Origin of the sequence: Chitinophaga cymbidii, from assembly GCF_007992715.1 — a bacterium.
In the GTDB taxonomy this organism is placed as follows: Bacteria; Bacteroidota; Bacteroidia; order Chitinophagales; family Chitinophagaceae; genus Chitinophaga; species Chitinophaga cymbidii.
In genome coordinates, this window is record NZ_BKAU01000001.1 from 1,531,024 (window position 1) to 1,555,226 (window position 24,203).

General features: G+C 53.5%; 17 protein-coding genes. 7 read left to right on the top strand and 10 right to left on the bottom strand.

Translation table 11 applies throughout. The features are described 5' to 3' along the window. The first annotated feature begins 21 nt into the window (after nucleotides 1-21). The 3 genes from CCY01nite_RS06085 (at nucleotide 22) to CCY01nite_RS06095 (ending at nucleotide 4,078) form a co-directional block, all read left to right on the top strand. Entirely contained in the window at nucleotides 22-2,589 is a 2,568-nt protein-coding gene (locus CCY01nite_RS06085; protein ID WP_146858775.1) for an NACHT domain-containing protein, read from the top strand. A 123-nt stretch (nucleotides 2,590-2,712) separates the two neighbouring features. Then, entirely contained in the window at nucleotides 2,713-3,579 is an 867-nt protein-coding gene (locus tag CCY01nite_RS06090; RefSeq protein ID WP_246129865.1) for a transglutaminase domain-containing protein, read from the top strand. A gap of 10 nt (nucleotides 3,580-3,589) precedes the next feature. Beyond that, the gene (locus CCY01nite_RS06095; protein ID WP_262713318.1) at nucleotides 3,590-4,078 is read left to right on the top strand and encodes a Dps family protein; all 489 of its coding nucleotides are present in this window, start codon (nucleotides 3,590-3,592) and stop codon (nucleotides 4,076-4,078) included. A gap of 79 nt (nucleotides 4,079-4,157) precedes the next feature. Here CCY01nite_RS06095 and CCY01nite_RS06100 read toward each other — a convergent pair whose 3' ends face one another. Continuing rightward, the gene (locus CCY01nite_RS06100; RefSeq protein ID WP_186830926.1) at nucleotides 4,158-5,606 is read right to left on the bottom strand and encodes an OmpA family protein; all 1,449 of its coding nucleotides are present in this window, start codon (nucleotides 5,604-5,606) and stop codon (nucleotides 4,158-4,160) included. Between the two features lie 193 nt (nucleotides 5,607-5,799). On the opposite strand from CCY01nite_RS06100, the gene CCY01nite_RS06105 reads away from it, so the two are divergent. Beyond that, complete coding sequence (locus CCY01nite_RS06105; RefSeq protein WP_146858784.1) at nucleotides 5,800-6,552, top strand: glucose 1-dehydrogenase; 753 nt, start codon at nucleotides 5,800-5,802, stop codon at nucleotides 6,550-6,552. Nucleotides 6,553-6,872: 320 nt separating this feature from the next. Further along, nucleotides 6,873-9,515 (top strand): TonB-dependent receptor, encoded by a 2,643-nt coding sequence (locus CCY01nite_RS06110; protein ID WP_186830927.1) that lies wholly within the window; start codon nucleotides 6,873-6,875, stop codon nucleotides 9,513-9,515. A 1-nt stretch (nucleotide 9,516) separates the two neighbouring features. On the opposite strand, the gene CCY01nite_RS06115 is transcribed toward CCY01nite_RS06110, so the two are convergent. Genes CCY01nite_RS06115 through CCY01nite_RS06135 form a run of 5 tightly spaced genes read right to left on the bottom strand, consistent with a single transcriptional unit; the run spans nucleotide 9,517 to nucleotide 14,922 of the window. Continuing rightward, nucleotides 9,517-10,860, bottom strand: coding sequence for a DUF58 domain-containing protein (locus CCY01nite_RS06115; RefSeq protein WP_146858788.1), 1,344 nt, complete (start codon nucleotides 10,858-10,860; stop codon nucleotides 9,517-9,519). Between the two features lies 1 nt (nucleotide 10,861). Continuing rightward, complete coding sequence (locus CCY01nite_RS06120) at nucleotides 10,862-11,842, bottom strand: AAA family ATPase (RefSeq protein WP_146858790.1); 981 nt, start codon at nucleotides 11,840-11,842, stop codon at nucleotides 10,862-10,864. Continuing rightward, entirely contained in the window at nucleotides 11,842-13,074 is a 1,233-nt protein-coding gene (locus tag CCY01nite_RS06125) for a DUF4350 domain-containing protein (protein WP_186830928.1), read from the bottom strand. The genes CCY01nite_RS06120 and CCY01nite_RS06125 overlap by 1 nt, the downstream gene beginning before the upstream one ends. Before the next feature lies 1 nt (nucleotide 13,075). Beyond that, nucleotides 13,076-13,939 carry a DUF4129 domain-containing protein gene (locus CCY01nite_RS06130; protein WP_146858794.1) on the bottom strand — a complete coding sequence of 288 codons (864 nt, stop codon included), beginning with the start codon at nucleotides 13,937-13,939 and terminating at the stop codon, nucleotides 13,076-13,078. Further along, on the bottom strand, nucleotides 13,936-14,922 hold the full coding sequence (locus CCY01nite_RS06135) for a stage II sporulation protein M (protein ID WP_146858796.1): 987 nt from the start codon (nucleotides 14,920-14,922) through the stop codon (nucleotides 13,936-13,938). The genes CCY01nite_RS06130 and CCY01nite_RS06135 overlap by 4 nt, the downstream gene beginning before the upstream one ends. Nucleotides 14,923-14,978: 56 nt before the next feature. Here CCY01nite_RS06135 and CCY01nite_RS06140 point away from each other — a divergent pair, with 56 nt between their 5' ends. After that, nucleotides 14,979-15,767: an RDD family protein gene (locus CCY01nite_RS06140; RefSeq protein ID WP_146858798.1), complete on the top strand. Its 789-nt coding sequence runs from the start codon at nucleotides 14,979-14,981 to the stop codon at nucleotides 15,765-15,767. A gap of 12 nt (nucleotides 15,768-15,779) precedes the next feature. On the opposite strand, the gene nagA is transcribed toward CCY01nite_RS06140, so the two are convergent. From nagA to CCY01nite_RS06160, 4 genes are all read right to left on the bottom strand, one after another. After that, nucleotides 15,780-16,886 (bottom strand): N-acetylglucosamine-6-phosphate deacetylase, encoded by a 1,107-nt coding sequence (nagA, locus tag CCY01nite_RS06145; RefSeq protein ID WP_146858800.1) that lies wholly within the window; start codon nucleotides 16,884-16,886, stop codon nucleotides 15,780-15,782. Nucleotides 16,887-16,901: 15 nt separating this feature from the next. Further along, nucleotides 16,902-18,650, bottom strand: a complete 1,749-nt coding sequence (locus CCY01nite_RS06150; protein WP_146858802.1) for a RagB/SusD family nutrient uptake outer membrane protein — start codon at nucleotides 18,648-18,650, stop codon at nucleotides 16,902-16,904. 19 nt (nucleotides 18,651-18,669) lie between these two features. Further along, a complete protein-coding gene (locus tag CCY01nite_RS06155) occupies nucleotides 18,670-22,203 on the bottom strand; it encodes a TonB-dependent receptor (RefSeq protein ID WP_222614317.1) in 3,534 nt (1,177 codons plus the stop codon). A 264-nt stretch (nucleotides 22,204-22,467) separates the two neighbouring features. Further along, complete coding sequence (locus tag CCY01nite_RS06160; protein ID WP_146858804.1) at nucleotides 22,468-23,454, bottom strand: FecR family protein; 987 nt, start codon at nucleotides 23,452-23,454, stop codon at nucleotides 22,468-22,470. A gap of 227 nt (nucleotides 23,455-23,681) precedes the next feature. On the opposite strand from CCY01nite_RS06160, the gene CCY01nite_RS06165 reads away from it, so the two are divergent. Further along, nucleotides 23,682-24,191, top strand: a complete 510-nt coding sequence (locus CCY01nite_RS06165) for an RNA polymerase sigma-70 factor (RefSeq protein WP_246129866.1) — start codon at nucleotides 23,682-23,684, stop codon at nucleotides 24,189-24,191. Nucleotides 24,192-24,203 lie beyond the last annotated feature (12 nt).

Below are 24,203 nucleotides of genomic sequence, written 5' to 3' on the forward strand. Positions count from 1 at the left end.
ACCCATTCAATACAATTTCATATGATCGACCTGTCCTACGATTATATCATTACGCTTCAGCAGGAAGTGTTAAGAAAATTTGGTGTGGATCATATTCAACCAAATCAATGCAAACACCTCGCACAGTCCATTCTGAAGCTGACCGGCAAACTTGTTAGTGAGACCACACTCAAACGTGTATTCGGCCTGGCCGTTACGCAACACAGCTTTTCCCGCTACACCCTGAACACACTTGCCCAGTATTGCAGGTTCAGGGATTGGGAAGACTTTCAGGAACACCATCAGCAAAGGAATACCCGGCTGCGCCCCACAGATCATTCCAAATGGGGCGATATAAAAAAGAAAGCCGCCGCCGTATCCCACTACACGATGCTCACGCTGAAGAACCGCAGCGGCATCCCTTTTCCGCAGACCGCACCGCGGCAGTACTGCCTTTCACACATCGAACGGTTTCTTGAAAGCGACTACGCCGCCACCGTGCTGATCGCGCCCGCGGGATGGGGCAAGTCCATCGCGCTCGTTCACGCCGCGGAACACAACTGGTTCGGCAGGAACGCGCTGCACCCGGAAGATATCTGCTGGTTCATCAACGCACACGCCGCCGGAAGCCTCCTGCTCAAAGGCTTCTCGCTGTCCACCTGGCTGGACAACCAGCTGAGCCTCGGCAACGGCGAAAATTTCCGCGAATATTTCAGCGCGCATCCGGACCAGAAAGGCGGCCGGCTGGTACTGATCATCGACGGGTTCGACGAGATCACCATGGGCGCCGACAAGCTGAAAATACTCTACAACAAACTGGAAGACTTCGTCTACTCCAACGACCTCCATCCCTGGGTGAAAGTGATCCTCTCCATCCGGTCCAGCACCTGGGCGGAGATGTTCCAGCAATCACTGCAATACCCCGCCTTCCGTAAATACTGGTACCTGGGCCCGGAGATGGATGAAGACACCAATACCAACATCCCCTTGCTCTCGGAACGGGAAGTGAAAGATGTATTGCAGAGTTTCGATTTCGCGCCGTCCGCCATCCGCTCCTTTTCGGACAGCTTCCTGCAGAAGCTCCGCCATCCCTACTACCTGCAGCTTTTTTGCCAGTTCAATCATTCAACGGGACAATCGTTCGTAGACGAAAATCTCAGCCTGGTAGAGATCATCTCCCGTTTCATCCAGCACCGCGTCTTCAATTCCTCCACCAATACCTTCAAGATCCGCATCATTGAAAAAATGCTGCAGCTGCTGGACATGGGCAAGAACGGGCTGCGGACGGACAAAAGCGCGCTGCTGAAACAGAACCCGGAGCTGTTCCCCGCATACAAGGAACTGATCGCGGACAACATCCTGGTGGAAGAAAACTACAGCCAGGAGATCATGTTCAATGTGAAAGTGCGCTTCGCGCATAACTTCCTCCTGGAATATTTTACCGCCATGCATTTCATTGAAAAGCACGGCGAAACGATAACGGAAGCCATGCTCCGCGATGTTATGGAATACTTCCAGCAGTCGAGATTCCGCATGTCCGTCGTAAAGTGGATGCTGCGCTTTGCCATCATGCACGAGCAGATAGAGAGCATACAGCGCATCTTCACCCTGCCGCTCGCCACGATTGAAAAGGCGCACCTGCTGGAATACCTTGTGCTGCACTATCAGCAGAGCGGCAAGCAGGAACAGCTGCAGCAGATCTTTCCACACGGCTATTTCAGGAAAAGGCCGATCAGCACTTTTATCAACGACGACTTCATCCACTTTAAAAAGCAGAAGCTGCTCAATACGCTGCTGGGCCTCGCGGAATCTACGGAAGACAAACTGAAGATCCGCTCCAACCTCTTTACCATGGCCATGATGCGGCTGGACGCGGAACAGAGCGAGATAGAGCTGACCGGCATCAAAAAGCTCTGTGCCGGCAACGAAACGCTCAAGGAAATGTGGATCACGCCGTATGACGCTTTTTTCTTCATCTACGAATACCTGAAGTTCGGCGCCATCAATGAAGAGATGCGGGACAAGATCTACCATTACGCGCGCCACTGGAGCATTCCCGCCAAAAAGAACTTCTCCGTGGGCGACGAGACCGTTTACCGCGCGATCTGCTTCGCCTTTTTGCTGATGGGCGATCATCAGCAGATGATCGGGTTTTCCGAACGGCTTTTCAGCGAACATCCATCCATCCTTTTCAACCGCACAGACCCTTTCCGCCTCATGCTGCTATGCTGGAAGGCGCAGGCGCACCTGGGCGTGAATGACATGGCCTCCGCCAAAAGGATCTGCGCGCATATTGAACGGGTACTGCGGCATTACTCCACCGACTTCTTCAACGGCCGCCACCTGGAAGCCTTGCAGAAGATCATTGCCGCGGAGATATGGTACCGGGAAAAGGAATTCAACAAAGCCATCCGCGCCGCGGAATCCGCGATGGACATCGTACAGCGGCTGGAATTCAAAATATTCGCACTGCTGAATTACGGCGTGCTCAACCGCATTTACCAGCATCTGCAAATGGACAAACAGAAAAATGATGCGAAACGGAATATCATCATCATTTGTGAAGGCACCTCCTTCAAACAGGTGATTCCCCGTCTTGTACAGCTATAGCCACACCGGCGGTACGGCGCCTGACATATTTCATGTTCCGTACCGCATATTTGGCATAATTTTGCGGTACTATTCTCCGCAATGGCCATTGATCAGAGTAAATACACAACCCTACAGCATTTTTTGCTGAACCTGCTAAGCCTGTTGACCATCCTTCCGCTGGCGCCGTACATTAACCGGTACCTGCCTACCATACAGGTGCGGGACTGGCATATCGATCTGATCCTGTCCATTCTCATCGCTTTTCTCTTTACCCGCCTGCTGTTATGGCTTTTTAAACCGCTGATCATCCCGGCTTTTGTACTGGTGGCGGGCATTATGATATTCAATTCCTGGAGCGGCCGCTATTCATTTTCCAATGTGCTGAACGATTACAAGGGGATGGTGCAGGGCAACTGGGGCACGCGCGATAAAAAACAGCTGGATATCCTCAGCTTCTATCCCAGGCGCGTAGAGAGTTACGTGGATAAAACCGTGCGCGGCATCCGGGAAAAGATCAATTTCAAGGATTCCACCGTCCGCAATTTCTCCGTACAACATTCGCTGGATTACTATGATGAGTACTGGCCGAAATACGGAAAGATCGTACGGTATCTTTCCCTTTACCGCTACATGCGTGAGAATTTCAAATATGTGAATGACAGCCAGCGGGACGAGTACTTCGCCACACCGATGGAAACCATCCGCAACGGCCTGGGCGGCGATTGCGATGATCACTCCCTCCTCGTCACCTCCTGCCTGCAGTCCATCGGCGCGCGCACGCGCATTGTGCTCATCCGCGGGCATGCTTACCCGGAACTGTACTGCGGCAACGAGCAGGAATTCGAGATGATCAAGCAGGCGATCGTAACGTTATTCAACAATCCTCCCGTAAAAGAGTTATATTATCATGAGATGAAGGGCGAATACTGGATCAACCTGGACTATACCGCGCGCCATCCGGGCGGCCCTTATCTGAACGACAAGGTATATGCATTGATAGAATTATAGGACGTAAACAATAAAACATTATAACATGAAAGCAAACATTGGCATTCCGGACAACCATCTGCAGGCCGTAGCGGAAAAGCTGCAGGTTTTACTGGCGGATGAACAGGTTCTTTATACCAAGACCCGCAACTACCACTGGAATGTGGAGGGGGATAATTTCTCGGAGATGCATCTTTTTTACGAAAAGCAATATGACGAGCTGGCGGAGATCATTGATGAAGTAGCGGAGCGCATCCGTATGATCGGCCACTACAGCACCGGGCGCCTGGTGGATTTCCTGAAGCTCACGCAGCTGACGGAGCCGGAGTATACGAACGACCAGCCGGAGCAGATCAAAAACCTGGTGGAAGATCATGAAACGATCATCCGCAGCCTCCGCACACTGATCACCGAGTTCGCGGACAAACACAAAGACCTCGGCACGAGCGACTTCGTGACCGGCCTCCTGCGCCAGCATGAAAAAATGGCCTGGATGCTGCGCTCATACCTGAAAAAATAACATTTTCCCGTACGGAAGACCCGTAGGGGAAGGCCGGTGCAACAACCCGTTGGCCGGCCTTCCTATTTTTGCTTGCCTGCTAGTCCGCACTTTTATAAATGATGATCTCCACCCGCCGGTTCTGCTTTCTTCCTTCCGGCGTATCGTTCGTTGCCACCGGCCTGCTTTCTCCCGCGCCGGACACATGCCGGATGTACTGCTCCAGTCCTTTTTGCCGCAGATAGTCCGCCACGGCCTTTGCGCGGCGGTGGGAAAGATCGAGATTGTAATCGTCGGCGCCCACATTGTCCGTGTGCCCGAGCAGCTGCAACCGCACGTTCTCGCCCCGGGGGATCTTTGCCACGAGGCTGTCCAGCGCGCCATACAGGTTTGTGTTCAGCTCGTCGCTGTTGAATTTGAAGAGCACGTCGGGGATGACGAGGGTATCTGGCGGCGGGGGCGTTGCTTCCGGGACGATCGCCAGCTTCGGTACGCAGAATTCAAGGTCCACGAAATTGTTCTGTTCGCGGCCTTCCGGCGTAGTGGGATCGTGCCGCGGCGCCAGCTTGCCTTTCCCGGAATGAACGATATCATCATAGCTGAAGCCGTGTTTGTATACAAGAACCTCCGCCACACGGCGCGCCTTGTCCGCCGACACCACCTGGTTGTAACGGGTGGTGCCATCCACGTAGGCATGGCCGGTTATACGGATTCTCATCGTCATCTCCCCATCATATTGCCGGATCACCGAATCCAGCCTGGCGGCGGCTTCCGGCTCACGCGCGCGGCCCGCCGCTGTGAAAATCGTTTCGTCTTTTACGGTGATGGTGAAGCAGTCCATTTGCTCCGCCCGCTTTTTAGCCACCTGGGTTTGCAGGGCATGGTAGTACCTGTCCGGAAGCGTATGGCGGTAGTGCTGCGCGTAGAGTTTTTGCCTGACATTGACGGCGTTGGCGCAGAGCGGCCCGGCATTGCCCACGGGCGCGATGCTGATGCTGTCGATCAGCAGATACCCGATGTCATAACGGTTCCGGGATTCGCGGAAGCAGCCGAGCACCACGTGCGTAAACGTATCTTTGGCGGTGAAGTCCTGTTGCAGGAGATAGAAGGTTTTGCGGCCGGGGATCTTCTTCACCACATCCTTTTCTCCTGTGCGAAGCGTGGGTTGAAGGCCGGAAAGCGACACCGGCTGTATCCGGTAGGTCCACCCCGTATCAAAACGCACATCGATCTCCGGCACTACCTGTTCATCCTGTTCCTCTGCCGCCGCCAGCAGCGTTACGCGGTATTGCCGCCCTTTTTCCAGCGGGCAAAGCAATTGCGTCTGCGCGTAATTCCTGACGGGGAAAGGAGAGGCGGCCGTCAGCCGGATGAGGTTATTCCCGCCGGTGGCATATGTATGGTAAAGATATTCCAGCTTCTTTGTTTCCGGCGCTACGCTCTCCCAGGCCGAAGGCGTGCAGGGCGCCCGGAACTCCACACAGATATTCACATCCTCGAAGCCGGGGTTGGCAACAAGGTTCTGCGAACGCGCAAACAAATGTGTCATAACGATGGCAGTGAACAGAAGTATATGCTTATACGTTAGGTACATAGGAATCTGCTGTTACTATAACAGAAAAATTTCTAATTTATTATCCGTCACGGTCTTATCCGGCCATTTTGGAGGAATATAACACGAACGTGTAATATTAGGATTTCTATAACAAGGCTCCTTCGTAAATTTGTTCAAAACCCACCATATGGAACCATCATTTGCAGGAAAAGTAGCACTGGTGACCGGAGCAGGCTCCGGGATCGGTGAAGCCACCGCAAAGCTCTATGCGGCTTACGGCGCAAAGGTGATCGTTGCCGACCTGAATGAAAAGGGCGGGAACGCAGTCGTGGACGCGATCAAAAAGGGCGGCGGCGAGGCGCGCTTCGTAAAATGCGATGTCAGCCAGGCGGAAGCCTGCGCGAAGCTTGTCGAAGAAACCCTCCGGGCATATGGCCGGCTGGACTATGCCTGCAACAACGCCGGCATCGGCGGGGAGCAGAATATGCTGGCGGACATGAGCGTGGAAGGTTTCAATAAAGTGATCGCCGTGAACCTCAGCAGCGTATTCTATTGTATGAAATACCAGATACCCGCCATGCTGCAAAATGACGGCGGCGCCATTGTGAACATGGCCTCCATACTGGGCCAGGTAGGCTTTGCCTATTCCGCCGGGTATGTAGCCGCCAAACATGGCGTGGTGGGATTAACGCAGAATGCCGGCATTGAATATTCCGCCAAAGGCGTCCGCGTAAACGCCGTGGGGCCTGGTTTCATTGATACGCCCTTGCTGAGCCAGGCCGATGCCAAAACGAAAGAAGGGCTGGTGTCCAAACACCCCATCGGGCGGCTGGGCACCTCCGAGGAAGTAGCAGAGCTGGTGATCTGGCTAAGCTCCGACAAGGCTTCTTTTGTAACGGGCGCTTACTATCCGGTAGACGGCGGCTATCTCGCACCCTGATACGAACGCGGCACCGCCGCAAACATTACTTGACTTGCCATCAATACATGAAAAAGCCGGTTGCTGTTGTGACCGGCTTTTTTGCGCCTGATCCTGACCATACATACCAATATATGCCCGCTCCTCCTATTTGCGCAGACTCCGGCCTTTTTTTGGCGTCACATATACCAGTAATCTGCCCTACCATTTATCCCGTTTATCACGCATAGGTGTAAATATTACGGTTAACTGCGCTACGGGTAGTAATTTTCGGACGTTCAACCTAATAACATTAGATGAGAATTAAGCCCGTCAGCAGCCTTTTGATACTGCTGGGATGTATGTTATCACTTTTCGCAAAGGCACAGGAACCCCCTTCCAACAAGGATACCGAAACGGGTACTGTCACCGGGAAGGTATTGCAGGCATCCAACAAGGAACCAGTGCCCTTTGCCACCATTGCGCTGTTAAATGAAGATGATTCAACAATTATCAACGGTGTTGCCGCCGATGAGAAAGGCGCTTTTGTGCTCAAACCCATCCCTTACGGCAGTTATATCATCAGAATAGCCACCATGGGCTTTTCTCCCTATTATACCAAGATAAAACCAAGCAGTGAAAGACCGCTGTGGGACCTCGGCACCGTGATGATGCAAAGCGGCGCGCGCACGCTCAAGGAAGTGACCATCACCGGCCAGAAGCAGATGTTCACTATGAACAAGGACAGCATTGTGTTCTCACCGGACGAGAACTTCCTGCCGGGCGGTACCGGTATGGAACTGCTGGAATATGTGCCGGGCATTACCATCGATGCGGAAAATAATGTAACGATGGAAGGAAAGGACCAGGTGAAATTTTATGTGGATGACCGGCCGATATCCACGACCGGCATGGATTACAACAGCTATCTGCAAAATCTTCCCTCCTTCATGATCGAAAGGATAGAAGTGCTGAAAGCGCCGCCGGACCCCGTGGAAGCGGAACAGGCCCTCGTGGAAGGACGAACCAACATCCGCTACATCAACATCGTCACCCGCAAGATACAGTTCCGCGGTTATTCCGCAGCGTTTACCGCCGGGGTAGACACCCGCCGCAACCTCCGCGGCAAAATGCGCTACAACCTCAACCTCGCCCCCTTCCAGGTAACGTATTTCAACAACGGCGAATATAATTCAGACAGCAGCTATCTCTCCCGCACCTATTTCCCGCAAACCGCCGGAGCAGATACCTCCTATCTCGAACAAAAGAACTTCCGCACCAACTATAACTTCAATCACAACCTCAACGGCCGCTACGAGCTGAAGATCACCGAAAAAGAAAAGCTCCGCGGCTCCGTAACACTGGGGTGGACGGGCGACGGCAGCGACGGCGAGAACAACAGCATCTTCAGCGACTACGCCCAAAAGCCCACCCGCACCATCAACCAGGAAAACAAAAACCGCCGCAACGGCTACCGCGCGGTGACGGACTGGAACTACATGAAGGAATACGATGTGCCCGGCAAAAAGCTGGAAGCAGGGTTCAACTTTGTGAAGAGTAACGGGAACGGATATGGGAATAATGATTATTTCTACCTGATGACGGAAGATACTTCCCTGCAACGCACCAACCGCCGCAACGGCAACTGGAACATGCGCTCCAACTTCCAGTTCCGGAATGTGCTGGAAGGCAGCAAGTATTATAACCTGAGCACATCCATCGAAATGAACGGCGGCCACAACGAGGCGCTCGCCAACCGCAAGAACGTGAACGACGAGGAGCTGCTGTTCGCACCGCGGCTTTCTACCAACTACACCAACTTCAACCAGAACTACGCGGTGAATGCCTCCTTCGGCAAGCGCAGCAGGGAACTGGGATATAACTTTACCAGCCGCCTCGGCTACGTGGGCGCGCAGTCGGAAGAAGATTATGCCGGCAACCGTTTCAACAACGAAACGTATGAGATCCGCACGTCCATGGGCATGAACTACAGCCCGCTGAAAGACCATATGGTCAACGTCCGCTTCAACCCCGGCATCCAGTTCTTCAACCAGATGGCGGTGCTGGATTCCATGAGAAGCCGCGTGCCGTTCAAATACACCAACTTCTCACCGGGCATCAATTTGCAGTACGACTACAAGGACCAGCAGCTGACCTTCACCTTCAACCGCAATATCGACCGGCCCAACCCGGATCAGCTGAACCCGTTCATCAACACAGCGGATACGCTGAACATCCGCATGGGTAATCCCAACCTGCGCCCGGCCTTCACGAAAGATTACCGCCTGGAATACCTTATTCAGTACAAGAGCCACCAGCTGAAAGCCGGCCTGGAAATGCAGGATGCGGGCGACATCATCTCCCGGTATACCTCGGTGGAGCAGGTGGGCAATACCATCTACACCACTTCTACCTGGGTGAACCTCGCCAGCCGGAAAGACCGCAATGCCTACATCACCCTGAACTCGCATCTCTTCAAAGCCCTGCAGAATAACAAAGGCGCCTTCAACGCCAACATCAGCGGCGGCCTGCGTTATTACAACACCATTACGGACGGCGGGGAAGACGGGAAAGACGCCGTGAGCGAGCAGTTCGCGCATGTGGAAGGCGTTACCTCGCACCTGACCGTATGGGCCGCTTACCGCATCCGCGTGTTCTCTGTTTCTGTGAACGGACGTTATAACGGCCCACGTTACTACGCGCAAGGCAGAAGGGAAGGGCGTTTCCACAGCGGGTTAAAGGGACAGGTGAACCTCTTCCAGCGGAAGATGAACATCGCGTTCAGCGTGGAAAACCTGTTCGGTTCGTCCGTGCGGAATTCCTACGAGCTGACCAACGCCTACGAACAATATTCCAATGCGCGCCGGAACGTGCGCTATCTCAGCCTGAACATCACGTACAACATCCGCAAGTTCACGAAGCTCGGACAAAAAGGGCCGAAAGAATTTGATGAAGAAGGAAGAGAAGATTTCGGCGATGAGCGGGGAGGCCGCGGCAGGCGGTAGATCAGGCCTGCATGCGGGCTTTCAGCTCCAGGTATTTGTTCACTACGTCCACCGTCAGCTGCTCGGGCGTAGTGAGCAGGGACATGATGCCGTGGTGGGACAGCTCCCGCACGATCTGCTTTTTTTCATGCGCAAACTTCTGCGCGATCACCTGGATGTAAATATCTTCCACTTCCTCCGCTTTGCGCTCGTTCAGCTTTTTCAGTTCCGTATTCTCGAAGAATACCACCAGCAGTAAATGATATTTCGCCAGCTGGCGCAGGTAGGGAAGCTGGCGCTGCATGCCGGAAGCGGATTCGAAGTTCGTAAAGAGGATGAGCAGCGAACGTTGGGTAAGCGCGGTGCGGAGCTGCACGCCGAGGCGCTCGTAATCGCTTTCCATCCATTGTGTAGTTTGATGGTACAGCAGGTCGAGGATCTTGTTGAGCTGCACCTTTTTATTGCTCGCAGGCAGTATCTCCGTTTGCTGCCCGGTGAATGTTACCAGTCCCGCTTTATCTCCTTTGTGCAGCGCCACGTTGCTGAACACCAGCGTGGAATTGACGGCATAATCCAGCAGCGTCAATCCATTGAAAGGCATCTTCATATTGCGCCCTTTGTCGATCACGCAATACACCTGCTGCGAGCGTTCTTCCATGAAGTTGTTCACCATCAGGTTCCCGCGGCGGGCCGTGGCTTTCCAGTTGAGGGTGCGCACATCGTCCCCTACCGTATATTCCTTGATATGATCAAATTCCATGCTGTGGCCCAGCACTCTTTTGCGGTGCACGCCGATCTCGTTCAGCTGGTGCTTGAAAGACATCAGCTCGTATTGCCGCAACTGCACGAAAGACGGGTAGACCTTCACCGTGCGGGGATGTTCGAACGTAAAGCAGCGTTTCACCAGCCCTATCATGCCTTTCACAAAAACATGCGTGCTGCCGAATGCATATTCCCCTCTTTCCACGGGGCGCAGCTTGTAGTCAAACACCTTTTCCTCATCCTGCTGCAGGAACCCCTTCAGCAGGAAATCCCGCTGCTGGAACTGGTACGGCAACTCGTCCGTGATCTCTATCCACACCGCAAAGCGGTAATTATTTCTGACCGAAAGACTGATGTTGTTCTGATCTCCGTTGCTGAAACGTTCCGCCAGCCCGCGTGTCACCTGCATGGCGCGGCGCGGCAGGTACAGCTGCAAAAAATCCAGCAGCAAAAAGATCAGCAACGCCAGCACGGCGATCACGGCCACCTGCAGCAGCACCGGTACAAAATACGCCAGGATGAAAAGCAGGATCACTCCGCCGAGTGCGAGATACAGCCGGAGGTTAAAGAAAAGGGAACGGTAAAAGGCGGCGAGCGGTTTCATATTAACGCGGTACCTCCACCGCTTTAAGTATCTCTGAAATAATATCGTCCGGCGTGATGCCTTCCATTTCCCGCTCCGGCGTAAGGATGATGCGGTGGCGGAGAATATGCGGCAGCACGTACACCACGTCGTCCGGCGTCACAAAATCGCGGTTGTTCATTACGGCGATCGCTTTGGCGCAGTTCATAACGGCAATGGATGCACGCGGCGATGCGCCGAGGTAGATGCTCGGGTTCATGCGCGTTTCATTCACCAGCGTGGCGATGTATTGCAGCAGCTTTTCTTCGAGCAGCACGCTGCGCACTTTCGCCTGCAGCTGCTGGATGGCGGCACCCGTCACCACCCTGGCCACCTGCGCCGTGACCGCTTCCAGGCCGGTGCGGAGATTGGCGGCCTGCAGAATGGCTACCTCTTCTTCGAGGGCCGGATACTTCACTTCTATTTTGAACAGGAAGCGGTCCAGCTGCGCTTCCGGCAGGCGGTAAGTGCCTTCCTGCTCTATCGGGTTCTGTGTGGCGATCACCATGAAAGGCGCTTCCAGCGGGTAGGTGATGCCGTCGCTGGTGATCTGGCGTTCTTCCATCACTTCAAACAGCGCGGCCTGCGTTTTGGCGGGGGCACGGTTGATCTCGTCTATCAGGATGATGTTGCCGAAGATGGGTCCTTTCCTGTATTCGAACGCTTTGCTTTGCGGGTTGAAGATGGAAGTGCCCAGTACGTCCGCCGGCATGAGGTCCGGCGTGAACTGTATGCGGGAGAATTTTGCGTCGATGGTTTGCGCCAGCAGCTTTGCCGCCAGTGTCTTCGCCACGCCCGGCACGCCTTCTATCAGGATGTGCCCGTTCGCCAGGATGCCGGCCGTGAGCAGGTCCACCATCTCGTGCTGCCCTACGATCACTTTGCCGATCTCCGCCTTGATGGCCGCGATCGCTTCATGCAGGGGCGTCAGGTCTGTGCGGGGTTCAAAGGTATTTACTTCCATTAGCTCGCTTTTAAATAGAATTGATAGATACTGTTATAATAATGTTGCAGCTCGTGATCGGCTACGCTGCCGGCTTCCCGCAGGTAGTGCGTCTGCGCGACCAACGCTTTGATTTCGTCATGCGGGTGCCCGGATTTGCGGGACAGCGCCGTTACAAATTCATCGTTGAGCTGGCTGGTGTTCAGGTAATAACGGTTACGGATATGTTCCAGCAGGTGCTGCGCCATTTTCTGCGCCAGGTTGCTGTTATTGTGATGCAGGTAATACAGCCGCCCCAGCGTTTCCGCAAAGTCCAGCGAAGCATTTGCCAGCACAGGTTTTGGCGGAATGAGGCGCTGCCTTCTCTTGCCTTCGAACAGCACGTACAGCAACAGCAGCAGCACCGCCAGCCACAGCGCCCAGCGCAGGGCGGGATGTTTCAGCAGCACCTGCCAGTTGGAAAAATCACCACGCTGCGGGCCTTGCAGCCCTTTGTAATATTCGTCCCAGTATATCCTGTCCGGGTACTCCGGCAGATAAGCCAGCTGCGTTTCCAGCGCTTTGATGTTATCGTCTTTCAGCAGGAAATAATTCGTCCACGCCATCGGGTTCAGCAGCACGAACAGGTAGCCTTTGCCCACTCGGATGCGGAAGAAGTTCGGTTCGTGGCTGGCGTTGTTGCCGAGGATGGTGGTATTGGCGGGTTGCGTTCTGTCCAGGTAATTCACCATCTGCAACCCTTGGGAAGTGAATGCCGTATCCGGCGCAAACTCGCTGTTCACGAAGGATTGGGCGGCTTCCTTGCGGGAATCATCATAAAAGAACCGGCCGGGGCGCCTGATCGAAAAACGGAAAGCCGATTCAAACAGCGAATCCGTTTGCTCCACCGCCACGAACAGGCGGTTGCCGGCGGACACAAAGTTCCGCATGGCCAGTACGTCCTGTTCCGTTGTATATAAGTCCCCCGCTACAATGAAATAAACGTTGCCGTGCTTTTTCAGGTTGGCGTCGTTGCGGTAGCTGTAGGCGAACGGACGGGTAACGGTGCGGGGCTTTGTATCATGAAAAAAATGTTCCAGCACCCTGAACGGCACGTAGCTGCCCAGCGGCTGTTTATCCCGGCTGCTGTAGGTAGCCTGCCGGCGGGAGAGGCGGTCTTTCATCTGCGGCTGCACAGCGCTGCCGCCAATGAACAGCAGGCTGATCATTAATACCAGCAGCAGGGATATTATGATGACGATCGCCGTTCTCATCTCAACTCCGTAATGATTTTTTAAACTCCGCAAATTGTTCATCCAGTTGCATGAACTGTCCGTTATTCAGCGGTACTTTTCCGTACCAGATATATTCATAGTGCCTTGTCAGGTTAGCGAAAGGTTTGTGAAAGGCTGTGGCCGACAGCTCGCGCAGGAAATCCATGTTCGTCTTGTCTTTCCCCGGAACGATCAGCGCTTTCATCTGCAGGATGTGCAGGGCTTGCAGGTAACGCATCCTCACGGCGCTGCGGTAATCTTCCGCGGCAATGGCGGCTTGCGCCAGCGTGTCGTAATTCTGCGGGCCGGTTGCCGCTGCTTCTCCGGTTTCTTCGGCTGTGCTGCGCCGGGCGCGGGGCCAGAGGGAGATATCGCTTTTGCGGATGAACAGCACGATGGTCAGCAGCAACAGGGCGCCCAGCAGTATGTAGAAGGTGTTCCGGATCACGCTGAAATGCGCCAGCACCCACAGGCCGATCCGCTGCATGAGGGCGGAGCGGTTCTTTTCTTTTTCCTCCTGATCGTATTGCAGGGCTTTCATTTTATGCAGCTCGTCCATCGCTTCCGCAGGTACGCGGCGGATGCTGAGGCGGGTGTTGGCCATTTCATCCCATTCCCCGAGCTTCTGTTTGTCCCACATCGCGTTCAGCCAGCGCTCCTGGCGGGTCTGGCCGTTGAAGTCGCGGATCTCCACGGTGGTAGTGTCTTCTTCGGCGGCAGTGGCTTCTTCAGTTGCTTCTTCCGCTGCTTCTTCCGCGGTGATGTCGTCCAGCGTGATAATGGCGGAATCTTCTTCCTGCGCATGCACGTGCATCGCAATGCATATTCCTGTGAAAAGGAGGGTGATGATCTTCCGGGGGCTCATGGGGACGGGGGTTTTATCAGTTTGCCTTCCGCCGTCAGCCGGAAACCTTTCCGCTGCACCCGGATGGGATAGATCACGAAATACCAGATGATGAACGCCAGGGAAAGCGCGAGAATGCTGATGCTCAGTGCAACGGGCATGTCTGTATGACGGGTGATGAAACTTTCCAGGAACGCCGCTACAATGAAAACCGGCACCAGCGCCACGATCACCCGCAGCCCTTCCATGGCGCCGCGCTTGAGGGATTCCTTGCGCGTGTGCGTGCCGGGGAACAGGAGGCTGTTGCCCATGATCATACCGGCCGTTCCGGCAATGATGATGGACGATATTTCCAGAGTGCCGTGTATCCAGATGACCAGTACGGAAGACCAGCCAAGCCCTTTCGAAAAAAAGAAATACTGGAAAGAACCAAGCATGATCCCGTTCCGGAACAATATCCACAAAGTGCCCGCGGAAAATGCAATGCCCATCACAAAGCAAAGCAGGCTCACCTGGATGTTGTTATAGGCGATCAGCAGCCACATGGACCAGGAGTTCTGGTTTTTATATACGCCGAAGGGATCGCCTTTCTCGATGTTCTGCTCCGTCATGTTCACATAGCCATCACCCAGTACGCCGCGCACAAAGGTTTCATCATTGGCCGCCGAAAACGCGCCGATGATGCAGAAGAGCAGGAAGTAGCAGAAGGTGAACAGGAACAGGCGGTGATGCCGGCGGATCAGCAGGGGCAGCTTGTACGCCACGAAGTTGCCGAGGCGGTTCCGCTCTCCCTGATGATTGCGGTAGATCCGCTGAAAGATGCCGCCGGCGAGGCCATTGATATAATGGGTGACCTTGCTGTGGCCGTAAAAGGTTTTGGCATACGCCAGATCGTCCAGCAAGCCGGTAAACCGCTCCGCCATCTCATCGGGGTCTTCCGTGGGTTCCTGCTGGATCTTCTTCCAGCGCTGCAGGTTCCTTTTAATGAATGACGATTCTCTCATGCGGTAACGGAGATAAAAATACTGAAGTGGAAATATAATAAATTTTAAATTTGTTTATGTCTATTATAAAAATCCCTACTGCGTTTAATATAGACCTGGAGTTCGAGGTGGCCGACTTCGGCCGCCGCCTGGCAGCCTATGTGATCGATCTGCTGATACGGATCGCCTATGTCGCGCTGATGTCCTGGCTGATCTACAGGGTCATTGGCGTGGAGGGAGATGGGGACATGCCGTTTTTTATTTTCGTGATGCTGCCGGTATCCCTGTATTATCTCATTTCTGAAATGCTCATGAGCGGGCAGAGCCTTGGGAAAAAGGTGATGTCGCTGAAGGTGGTGAGCATCCTGGGCAATACGCCCGGCATCAGTCAGATATTGTTGCGCTGGATGTTCCGGCTGGTGGAATCGCCGCTGCTGTCTTTCGTATTGCTCGGCGCGGCCATGCAGGAAGAATCAGGTATTGGCATCCTGCTGGCGTTGGGCATGGCTATCCTTCCGCTGGTGATCGTACTTCGCTCTCCTTACAACCAGCGGCTGGGCGATATTACCGCCGGCACCATCGTGGTGCGCAACCAGCAGAAAGCCTCAATCGACGATACCATTTTCCGCGAGATCAACCAGGAGAATTATGTGCCGCAGTTTTCGCAGGTCCTCCGCCTGTCCGACCGGGACCTCGGGAAGATCAAAGCGGTGCTGGACAATGCGTACCGCACCAAAAACGCCGTGATGGCCAGCCGCATAGCTGCCCGCGTGCAGGAGGTGCTGCATATTGAAACGGACATGGAGCCGGTGCTTTTCCTTGAAACGCTTTTGAATGATTATAATTACCTGGTGACGCGGGATTAAAAAATCCTCTTTTCATATCGTATAAGATGTTCCTTCCACATACACCATCACCGGTCGAAATTCCCTGTCAAAAACAGTGAGGTTGGCTTTTTGTCCCGGTGTGATCCCTTCCCGCTGCGGCATTCCCATCAGCCGGGCCGGGTAAGTAGACGCCATGCGCAGGGCTTCCGGCAAGGGTATTCCCACTTTCTCCACGCAATTGCGGATGCCTTGCAGCAGCGTGATCGCGGAGCCGGATAAAGTACCGTCAGGCAGGGTGTAACGGTCTTTTTGCTTTATATGGGTGTATGCGCCATTGCTCGCTTCCACGGCGTCGGTGATCAGGAAGAGGCGTTCGCCCATCATCTTTTTACTGATATCCAGCGCTTCAAAATCCACGTGAATACCATCGGGGATGATGCTGGCGCAGGCGGTGGCGGATTGATATACGGCGCCGGGCAGGCCGGTGTCGCGGTGATGCAGGGGGCTCATGGCATTGAAAAGATGGGTGGAAGTCTGTATGCCGAGCGCGAACCCTTTGGCCGCTTCTTCAAAAGTGGCGTTGCTGTGCCCCGCGGACACCACCACGCCATGATCCAGCAACAGCCGGATGATCTCCGGGTCGCACATTTCCGGCGCTACGGTCATCATCTTTATAACGCCTTTCGCGCGTTGCAGGAGGACTTCCACTTCCTTTCGCTCCGGCTTTTTTATATACTGCGTGATATGTGCGCCGCGTTTGACGGGGTTGATGTACGGCCCTTCGAGATGAAGGCCCAATACGGCGGGATGGGGGTTATCCCTTACTACGTCGATGGCTTTTTCGAATACCTCCAGGCTGTTGGTGGCCAGGGTGATGAGAAAGCCGGTGGTGCCGGTGCGTACAAGACCATCGGCGATGGTATTCAAAGCAACGGCGGAGGGGTCGTCCGCGAACAGGAGACCACCTCCACCGTATATTTGCAGATCTAGCAGGCCGGGTGAAATGTTGCAGCCTTGTTGGTCGATGATGCGGGCTTCTTCAGGTATGCTGACGGCTGGTGTCCATCCTTTTATGATCCCGTCTTCAATCAGTAACGCTTTTCCCGTTATTTCCGCTTTGCCGGTAAAAAATACCGCATTGACCAGTGCTATCAGCATACGTAATATTTTAGATTATTGCGTCCACCCCGGGTTCTGGATCAGCTCAACGCCTTGGTCTTTATACAGCTTGATCTGATCGAGGGGTAGCGGATTCAAATATACTTTATCATCCGTAAATACCCGTTGCGTAGCACCACTTGGAGCGGGAATAATGTATCCTTCATCGCCACCGCCTTCGAGAGTTACACCGGAAAGCCAGGAACCACCGGGAGGATCAGGTTTTTGCCATTCTGCCCGGTTGATCCAGGCGCCTCTGTTGATATCCGGGTTAGCCACCATGTCCACATATGCCAGTTTTTTCCAACGGCGCAGATCATCCAGCCGGTATCCTTCCATGGTCAGCTCCACGCGGCGCTCACGGCGGATCTCCCAAATCATGGCGGATACCGTGGCGTCCCTTTCCGGATCATCATAAGTAACGCCATTCACTGCCGGCAGACCGCCTACCACTTCCAGTGGCGGGAGTTTTGCATCTGCTCCGCTCGGGCGGGCGCGTAATACATTGATGGATTTATCGAGATCGGCCTGCGTAAGCGTTCCCAGTTCCGCACATGCCTCCGCATAAGTTACCAGCACCTCTCCATAGCGGATCACCGGCGCATGGATGGGATTTACGTTGGACTGGCCTTCGGGCTTGTCGCGCAGATCATCGTTCAGGAATTTCCAGGTGGCATAGCCGGTGGTGCTTACGCCCAGTTTGTTGTAACGGCCGATAGAACCCTGCGGGCGCAGTTCCGGATTGAAAGTGCCCAGCAAGCGCGGGTCACGGTTCGTGCGTACCTCCTCATTGGTCTTGTCACCTGCATATGCGGTGGACAAACCTACGGGCAATCCATCCGTACAGAGATAGGATTCCATGAGGTCCTTATTAGGGCCGGTCTGTCCCTCGCCGTTCACGTAGCTCATCAGCGCATGCGTCAGCAGGCCGGTAGCATAACGGCGGTACATGATCATTTCTTTATTGGTGGAAAGGTCCAGCGAGTTGAAAGATTCGCGGTAAGTATGAGAAAAAGAGTAGCCTCCGTTCGTTATTATTTCATTGGCAGCCCATTTTGCCGCCGTGAGATATTCGGTGGATTTTGCCTGGTTCTGCTCATGGTATTTTTGCCAGGTCCCTTCAAAAAGAAATATCCTGCTCATATAGGCCAATACCACCCATTTGGTTACGTTCAGCCCTTTTTCCCCGTCAGACGCCCTTACATTTGCCGCGGCATATTCAAAGTCGGCCAGCACGCTGTCCATTACCAGCTCACGCGGGTCGCGGGGTTTGTACAGTTCTTCCTGGTCGGTGGTGAGCAATTCCCGGTTATAAAAAGGCACATCACCGAAATCTTTTACGAGGCGGAAATATTCCATTCCCCTGAAGAACCGTGCAATTCCCGACCAGTGGTTACGGGTCTCATCATCCAGGCCCGGTACCTTCCTGACGCGGTCGATCATAATATTCGCCTTCCGTACATTGGTAAACGACCAGCCGCCTCCGCTGGGAGGGATTACCTTGGTGAATTGCGGGGGACTGGTAGGCGCGAAATCATCGTTCAGCGACTGCCCCTGGTAGAAATAATCTCCCCAGGTCCAGCCTGAACCGTAACCATTGAAGTAGATTGGATAAAATCCATATGCAAACGTTCGTACGTTCTTTTCATTGGTCCAGTAGTTGCCATCTTCCATCTGGTCCAGCGGGCCACGTTCCAGGAACTCCTTTTTACAGGCACTGAACAATACCACAAAAGCCGCCAGTATATATATGCTCGATTTCATAATATCCGTTTTTTATGAATTAGAAAGTGAGTTGAACGCCGAAGGAAATCTCTTTCCTGTAAGGGTAAGTACGTCCAAAGGCTGAAGCATCGGTCTGTTCCACTGTATAGTCAATTTCCGGGTCCAGGGGGATCGATAAATTGTCGAATGTGAGCAGATTTTCAGCCGACACATACACACGGGCCGCTTTCATGTGAATGCGTTTTGCCAGATTTCCCGGCACGGTATACCCCAGCGAGATATTCTTTACACGGGTATAAGCCATGTTCAGCAGATAGCGGCTCTGGCGGTAGAAGTTCTGGATGTTATTGGACTGGCCGGTGAAAGTAGGTTGCGGATAGAACGCATCCGTATTGGTCGGCGTCCAGTAATCCTGGTGATGATCGTACCATGAATCCTGCCCGAAGCCCGGAATGAACAGGGGACCGGAAGGCCACAGCTCGCGTTTGCCAACACCCTGTATAAAGATGCTGAAGTCAAATCCTTTCCATTCGGCGCCAAGGCGGATGCCATACTGATAGCGGGGCGTGGAGTTCCCGATCACCATCTGGTCACCCGGATCGTCTACCGTGTTGGAGCCGGGAGAAAGCGTGCTGTCTCCGTTGCGGTCCACATACTTCACATCGCCCGGCGTATAATAGAACCATGCGGAATTACCTGCCAGGATGGTCTGTGAGGGAATGTCCGGTTTCAGCTCCCACCGGTCGCCATTCTTTGTGAAATCGCTTTCCTGGAACAGGCGGTCAGTTTGGTATCCCCATATCTCGCCAATCGTTTTTCCTTCGTAGTTATTGGTAATGATCCTGGTGGCGCTGGCCAGTTTGGTGATCTTTTCGTTGAAGTCGGACAAGGTGGCCAGTGCGTTGATCCGCAGGCCATTGTCAAATGTATGCGTGTAATCGAGCGCCAGCTCCCATCCTTTCGTACGCATTTCTCCAAAATTCATCACCGGTACGTTGCCGCCAAATGAGCTGGGCAGCGTCAGGCCCGCGCCGATCATGTCACTGGTAGTACGTTTATACCAGTCGAAAGTAATGCCGAATGCATTATTAAAGAACCGGGCATCTACCCCGAAATCCACTGTGGATACGGTTTCCCAGGTGAGCGACTTGGACACCTGCTGTGGCGTGGAAAAGGTGAGCTGATTGGCTTCTCCTATGAGCCAGCCGGAATTGCTGGAACTCATCACGGAAATAAAGCGATTGGGACCAACGTTCTGGTTTCCCAGGGAGCCGTATGAACCTCTCAGTTTCAGGAAAGACAGCACCGGTTTTGCGAAGTCCATAAAGGTTTCTTCGGTGAGCACATAACCGGCGGAAACAGAGGGGAAGAAATCATAGAGCTGGGCACGCGGGAATTTCGAAGAACCGTCGTAACGGCCATTCACTTCCAGCAGGTATTTGTTTTTGTAGTCATAGTTGAGCCTGGCAAAATAACCATTGGTAGCCCAATGGCCCCGGTCGCCCGATACGTATTGGTCACCGGTCGCCAGTGAAATTTCAGCCAGGTTCTGGTCTATCAGCGTTCTCCTTTCAGAAGAGTGCGCCCAGTTGCGGTAAAGGTCTACATCCATACCGGCCATTGCCTTGAAGTGATGATCTTCATTCACATCAAACCTGTAAGTAGCATAGGCGCGGCCATTGTTCCATTCGTTCCACCACGACTGGTAAGTAATCGCGTCCACTGTAGGAGACTGGTAGTTCTCGAAATAGTTCAATTGTGTAGGGGCTGCCCAGAAGTTGATGCCGGCAGTTCCGCCGCCCGGTGAACGCAGGTGGGTGTTGGTACCGGAGTAGGTATAATCTACATCCACCGTAAAGCCTTTGAAGGGTTTGAGCGTAGTTCCTACCTGTACCCGGCTGAATGTGGACTTGGTCTGCTCCATGTTCGCCTGCTGTACTTCTGTGATGGCGCTGCGGAAAGGTTTTCCCTGGTAAGTGCCGTAGGGGTAGATCTTGGGCCAGCGGTAGAGATAGTACCAGGGGCCAAAGCGCGCACTGGAAAAGCTATAGGGCGTCTCGAAAACAGATTGGCTCAGCATCATCTTGCCACGAACATCTATCCAGTCGTTCACGCTGGAATTGACAGAAAGCGTAGCATTATACCGGTCGAACTTATCGGTTTTGAACCGGAGGACACCGCTTTGGTTAAGATATCCGAGGCCGAGGTGGTAATTCGTTTTTTCGCCTCCGCCGGATACGGCGAGGTCATGCTTTTGCATCAGGGTCCAATCCTTCATATACATTTTTCCCACGTCCCAGGGGCGGTAAAAGTAAAGCCGTCCGTCCCGCACCTCGAAATCCCGGCCCATGACCATGGAGTCGCCAAGCTCTTTGCCGCCATAATCTCTTTCCCACTGACGCATCTTCTCAATTCCCTCCCTGTCGAAGCTCATGCCGAGCGTGGTAAAGTAGGCGGTATTGGGATCGACGCGCATTTTTCCCAGGAACATGGCTTCCGCGCCTTCGGCTGCGCCGGCAATGGTGGGCATGGTGGTGGGCTGGCTCCAGGAGAAGTTATTGGAATAGTTGATGCTGGCTGGCTGCCCTTTCCGGCCTGATTTAGTGGTAATAAGCACTACGCCCCAGGCGGCACGGGTGCCATAAATAGAAGTGGAAGCCGCATCTTTCAATACGGAAATGGATTCAATGTCCTGCGGGTTTACCATTTGCAGGGAAGGGATCTCCACGTTATCCACCAGGATAAGCGGCTGAGCGCCGGCAGCGCCGGTATTCAGCGAGCCCGCCATGCCTCTCAGGCGGATACTGGGGTTCCGGCCGAGGTCGCCGCTGGCGGTGGTGATGGTCAGGCCCGGTACAGTTCCCTGTAAGCCACGGGCAACGTCCGAAATGGGGCGTGATTGCAGTGTTTTTTCGATGTCCACAGTAGACACGGCGCCGGTGAGATTGGCCTTGCGTTGGGTGCCATAACCCACCACTACCACATCGTCCAGCTTCCGGTTATCCGTTTTGAGTATGATGTTCAGGGTAGCATTTTTGCTTAGTATTTGTTCCTGCTGAATGGAGCCTACGGAGCTGAAGACCACGGTTTGCCCGGGCTTGCCGGTGATAGTGAACTGGCCGTTGGCATCCGTGAAGCTGCCTCTTGTGGTGCCTTGCAGACGCACGGAAACACCCGGCATGGCAACGCCTGTTTCATCCACTACGCGCCCTCTCAAAGTGACGCTGGTATCTGCCTGCGCCGGTGGAGGACCGTCATCGCCCGGCGTCTCTCCGTGCCGGAGGATCATTATTGTGTTATCTGTCAGCTTATAGGTGAGGCTGGTAGATTTCAATAACGCATCCAGCGTAGCACTGACGCTGCGGGTTGCCAGGTAAAGTGACACACGGCCATACCGCTCCACCTCTTCGGAAGCATAGGCAATACGAAAGCCCGATAGTTTTTCGACTTGCAGCAATGCTTTTTCCAGTGTAACATTGCCTACCTCTATCGTAATCTTTCTTTCCTCCAGCGTCTGACCTTTGCTGGTAACTGCCCATAAAAGGTTGAAGCTTACCAGCATGCAAATGATTGTGGAGAGGCTCAATCTCATAAAAAAGCGCATTTGCTTGGAATAAACTGCTGTTGACAGGGCGCTTAATAGCCGCCCACTAGCAAAAACCGCGGATTTTTGCATAATTTGCAATTGTTTAAAAAGATGAAGAATAGCCGTCCTGGCTGTTTAACATTTTAAGCTAAGCCCCTCCAGAACCTACCACAGTGCGGAGGGGTTTTTATTGTCCATTAATTTCTAGGAAGGCGGTCGCAATTTCCAGGTCATGGTATAAGATTTTGGTTACCGAACGTTACGAAATGTCTAGTGTTCATCTGCGCATCCATCGCCGCTGATCATCACTTCGTCACCGTTGATCGTATAAGTAGCATCTCTTACGGTGCACAGGATCATTAAAACTTTCTCGAGTGATTCTGTTCCTTCAAATGTGGCGCGTATCCTGCAATTCTTCAGGGCAGGGTTGGCGAAAGATATTTTTACCTGGTAGCGGTCTGACACCTGGCGCGCGATCTCTTCAAACGGTACGGAAATGAAATCCAGCCCCTGCTTCACCCAGGCCACTGTTTCCGCTGCTTTCACCGCGCGGGTTTCCGCTACTTCGTTATTATTATATACGATCTGCTGGTCCGGCAGCAGGATGCCCAACAGTTTCCGGCTCCTTTCCTCTTCTATCTTCACTTTACCGCGCCTCACCGTAACGGTTACAGACGGCTGGTCCGGGTACGCTTTAATATTGAACGCGGTTCCCAGCACCGTGGTGATCACCTTGCCGGAATGGATCACAAAAGGTTTGTCTTGCTGCTGATAGATATCAAAATAAGCTTCCCCTGTCAGCGTCACTTCCCTTTTATCGCCTTTGAATGTTTCCGGATAGATGAGGCTGCTGCCTTTCTGCAATACCACGGTGCTGCTGTCCGGCAACAGGATGAAACGCCGCCCGTCGGAATTATCCGGGCTCACGGCCAGCACGGGTTTTGCCTGTTCAGATACGCCCGGCCGGCTCAGCCAGAGCAATGCGCCGATGCCCAGGATAGGCACTACCACGGCGGCGGCGCGCCACCAGGTCTGCCGGGAAGAACCCGTGCGGAACAATGCTTCTTTACGGCGGCGGTAATCTGAAAAATCAGCCAGCAGTTCCTGCGCCAGCTCTTCATCTTGCTTCCATACCACTTCCTCCGCGTCAGGATGCCGCCATGATTCATACCAGCTTTCCAACGCCTGCAACTCCTCCGGGGTACAGGTGCCGGATTTGTATTTCTCCAATAAATCTTTTACATCGTACAAGCTCATAAGTGGTAATTAAGACATCGGTATTATATAGGGACAAATGATAAAAACTAAACCGTTACTCCTGTTAAAAAAATATTTTTCTTTGTGAAATCCGCACTGGAAGCGCTTTAAATTTCTTACATTTATCTTGCTCAAAATAACCAAGGTCTATTCCACATTACACACACCATACGGACGTTGAACTCCTTTTATTCTGGAAGAAGGGTGATCAGGCTGCATTTGACGCCTTGTACAAGCGTTATGCCGTTATGCTCCTGAAAAAAGCATATGAAAAAACAGGAGAGAAAGAAACGGCCCGTGAATTTGTGCAGGAAGTTTTTCTTGAATTGCTGGAAAGGAAAGACCGGCTCGACATTCACACTTCTTTTAAAGCATACATCTTTACCGCGCTGCGCAACCGCGTGCTAAACTATCTGCACCGCCTCGCGATCCATCACCGGTATGAAGTGTTCCAGGAAACGCGGCCCCCCTCCGCCGATAATGATGTGGAATCCTACCTCCGTCATAAAGAACTGGAACACCAGATGGCCGACGCCATTCAGCAGCTGCCCGAAAAATGCCGCCAGGTATTTCTGCTGAGCCGCTCCGAAGAGCTGAGCAATAAAGAGATCGCGGAACGCTCCGGTATTTCTGTGAACACCGTGGAGCAACATATGCGCAAAGCCCTGCGCCTGCTGCGGAATGGGCTGCAACGGACTACCGCTTTACTGCCACTGTTGTTCGTGCTGCTGCCCTGACCAGCTATATCG

Excerpts from the sequence above, each read along its gene's own strand:
- CCY01nite_RS06135 (WP_146858796.1), bottom strand. The coding sequence starts at position 14,922 with ATGAGAGAATCGTCATTCATTAAAAGGAACCTGCAGCGCTGGAAGAAG.
- CCY01nite_RS06115 (WP_146858788.1), bottom strand. The coding sequence starts at position 10,860 with ATGAAACCGCTCGCCGCCTTTTACCGTTCCCTTTTCTTTAACCTCCGG.
- CCY01nite_RS06100 (WP_186830926.1), bottom strand. The coding sequence starts at position 5,606 with ATGACACATTTGTTTGCGCGTTCGCAGAACCTTGTTGCCAACCCCGGC.
- nagA (WP_146858800.1), bottom strand. The coding sequence starts at position 16,886 with ATGCTGATAGCACTGGTCAATGCGGTATTTTTTACCGGCAAAGCGGAA.
- CCY01nite_RS06155 (WP_222614317.1), bottom strand. The coding sequence starts at position 22,203 with ATGAGATTGAGCCTCTCCACAATCATTTGCATGCTGGTAAGCTTCAAC.
- CCY01nite_RS06110 (WP_186830927.1), top strand. The coding sequence starts at position 6,873 with ATGTTATCACTTTTCGCAAAGGCACAGGAACCCCCTTCCAACAAGGAT.
- CCY01nite_RS06125 (WP_186830928.1), bottom strand. The coding sequence starts at position 13,074 with ATGAGAACGGCGATCGTCATCATAATATCCCTGCTGCTGGTATTAATG.
- CCY01nite_RS06105 (WP_146858784.1), top strand. The coding sequence starts at position 5,800 with ATGGAACCATCATTTGCAGGAAAAGTAGCACTGGTGACCGGAGCAGGC.
- CCY01nite_RS06120 (WP_146858790.1), bottom strand. The coding sequence starts at position 11,842 with ATGGAAGTAAATACCTTTGAACCCCGCACAGACCTGACGCCCCTGCAT.
- CCY01nite_RS06140 (WP_146858798.1), top strand. The coding sequence starts at position 14,979 with ATGTCTATTATAAAAATCCCTACTGCGTTTAATATAGACCTGGAGTTC.
- CCY01nite_RS06150 (WP_146858802.1), bottom strand. The coding sequence starts at position 18,650 with ATGAAATCGAGCATATATATACTGGCGGCTTTTGTGGTATTGTTCAGT.
- CCY01nite_RS06130 (WP_146858794.1), bottom strand. The coding sequence starts at position 13,939 with ATGAGCCCCCGGAAGATCATCACCCTCCTTTTCACAGGAATATGCATT.
- CCY01nite_RS06085 (WP_146858775.1), top strand. The coding sequence starts at position 22 with ATGATCGACCTGTCCTACGATTATATCATTACGCTTCAGCAGGAAGTG.
- CCY01nite_RS06160 (WP_146858804.1), bottom strand. The coding sequence starts at position 23,454 with ATGAGCTTGTACGATGTAAAAGATTTATTGGAGAAATACAAATCCGGC.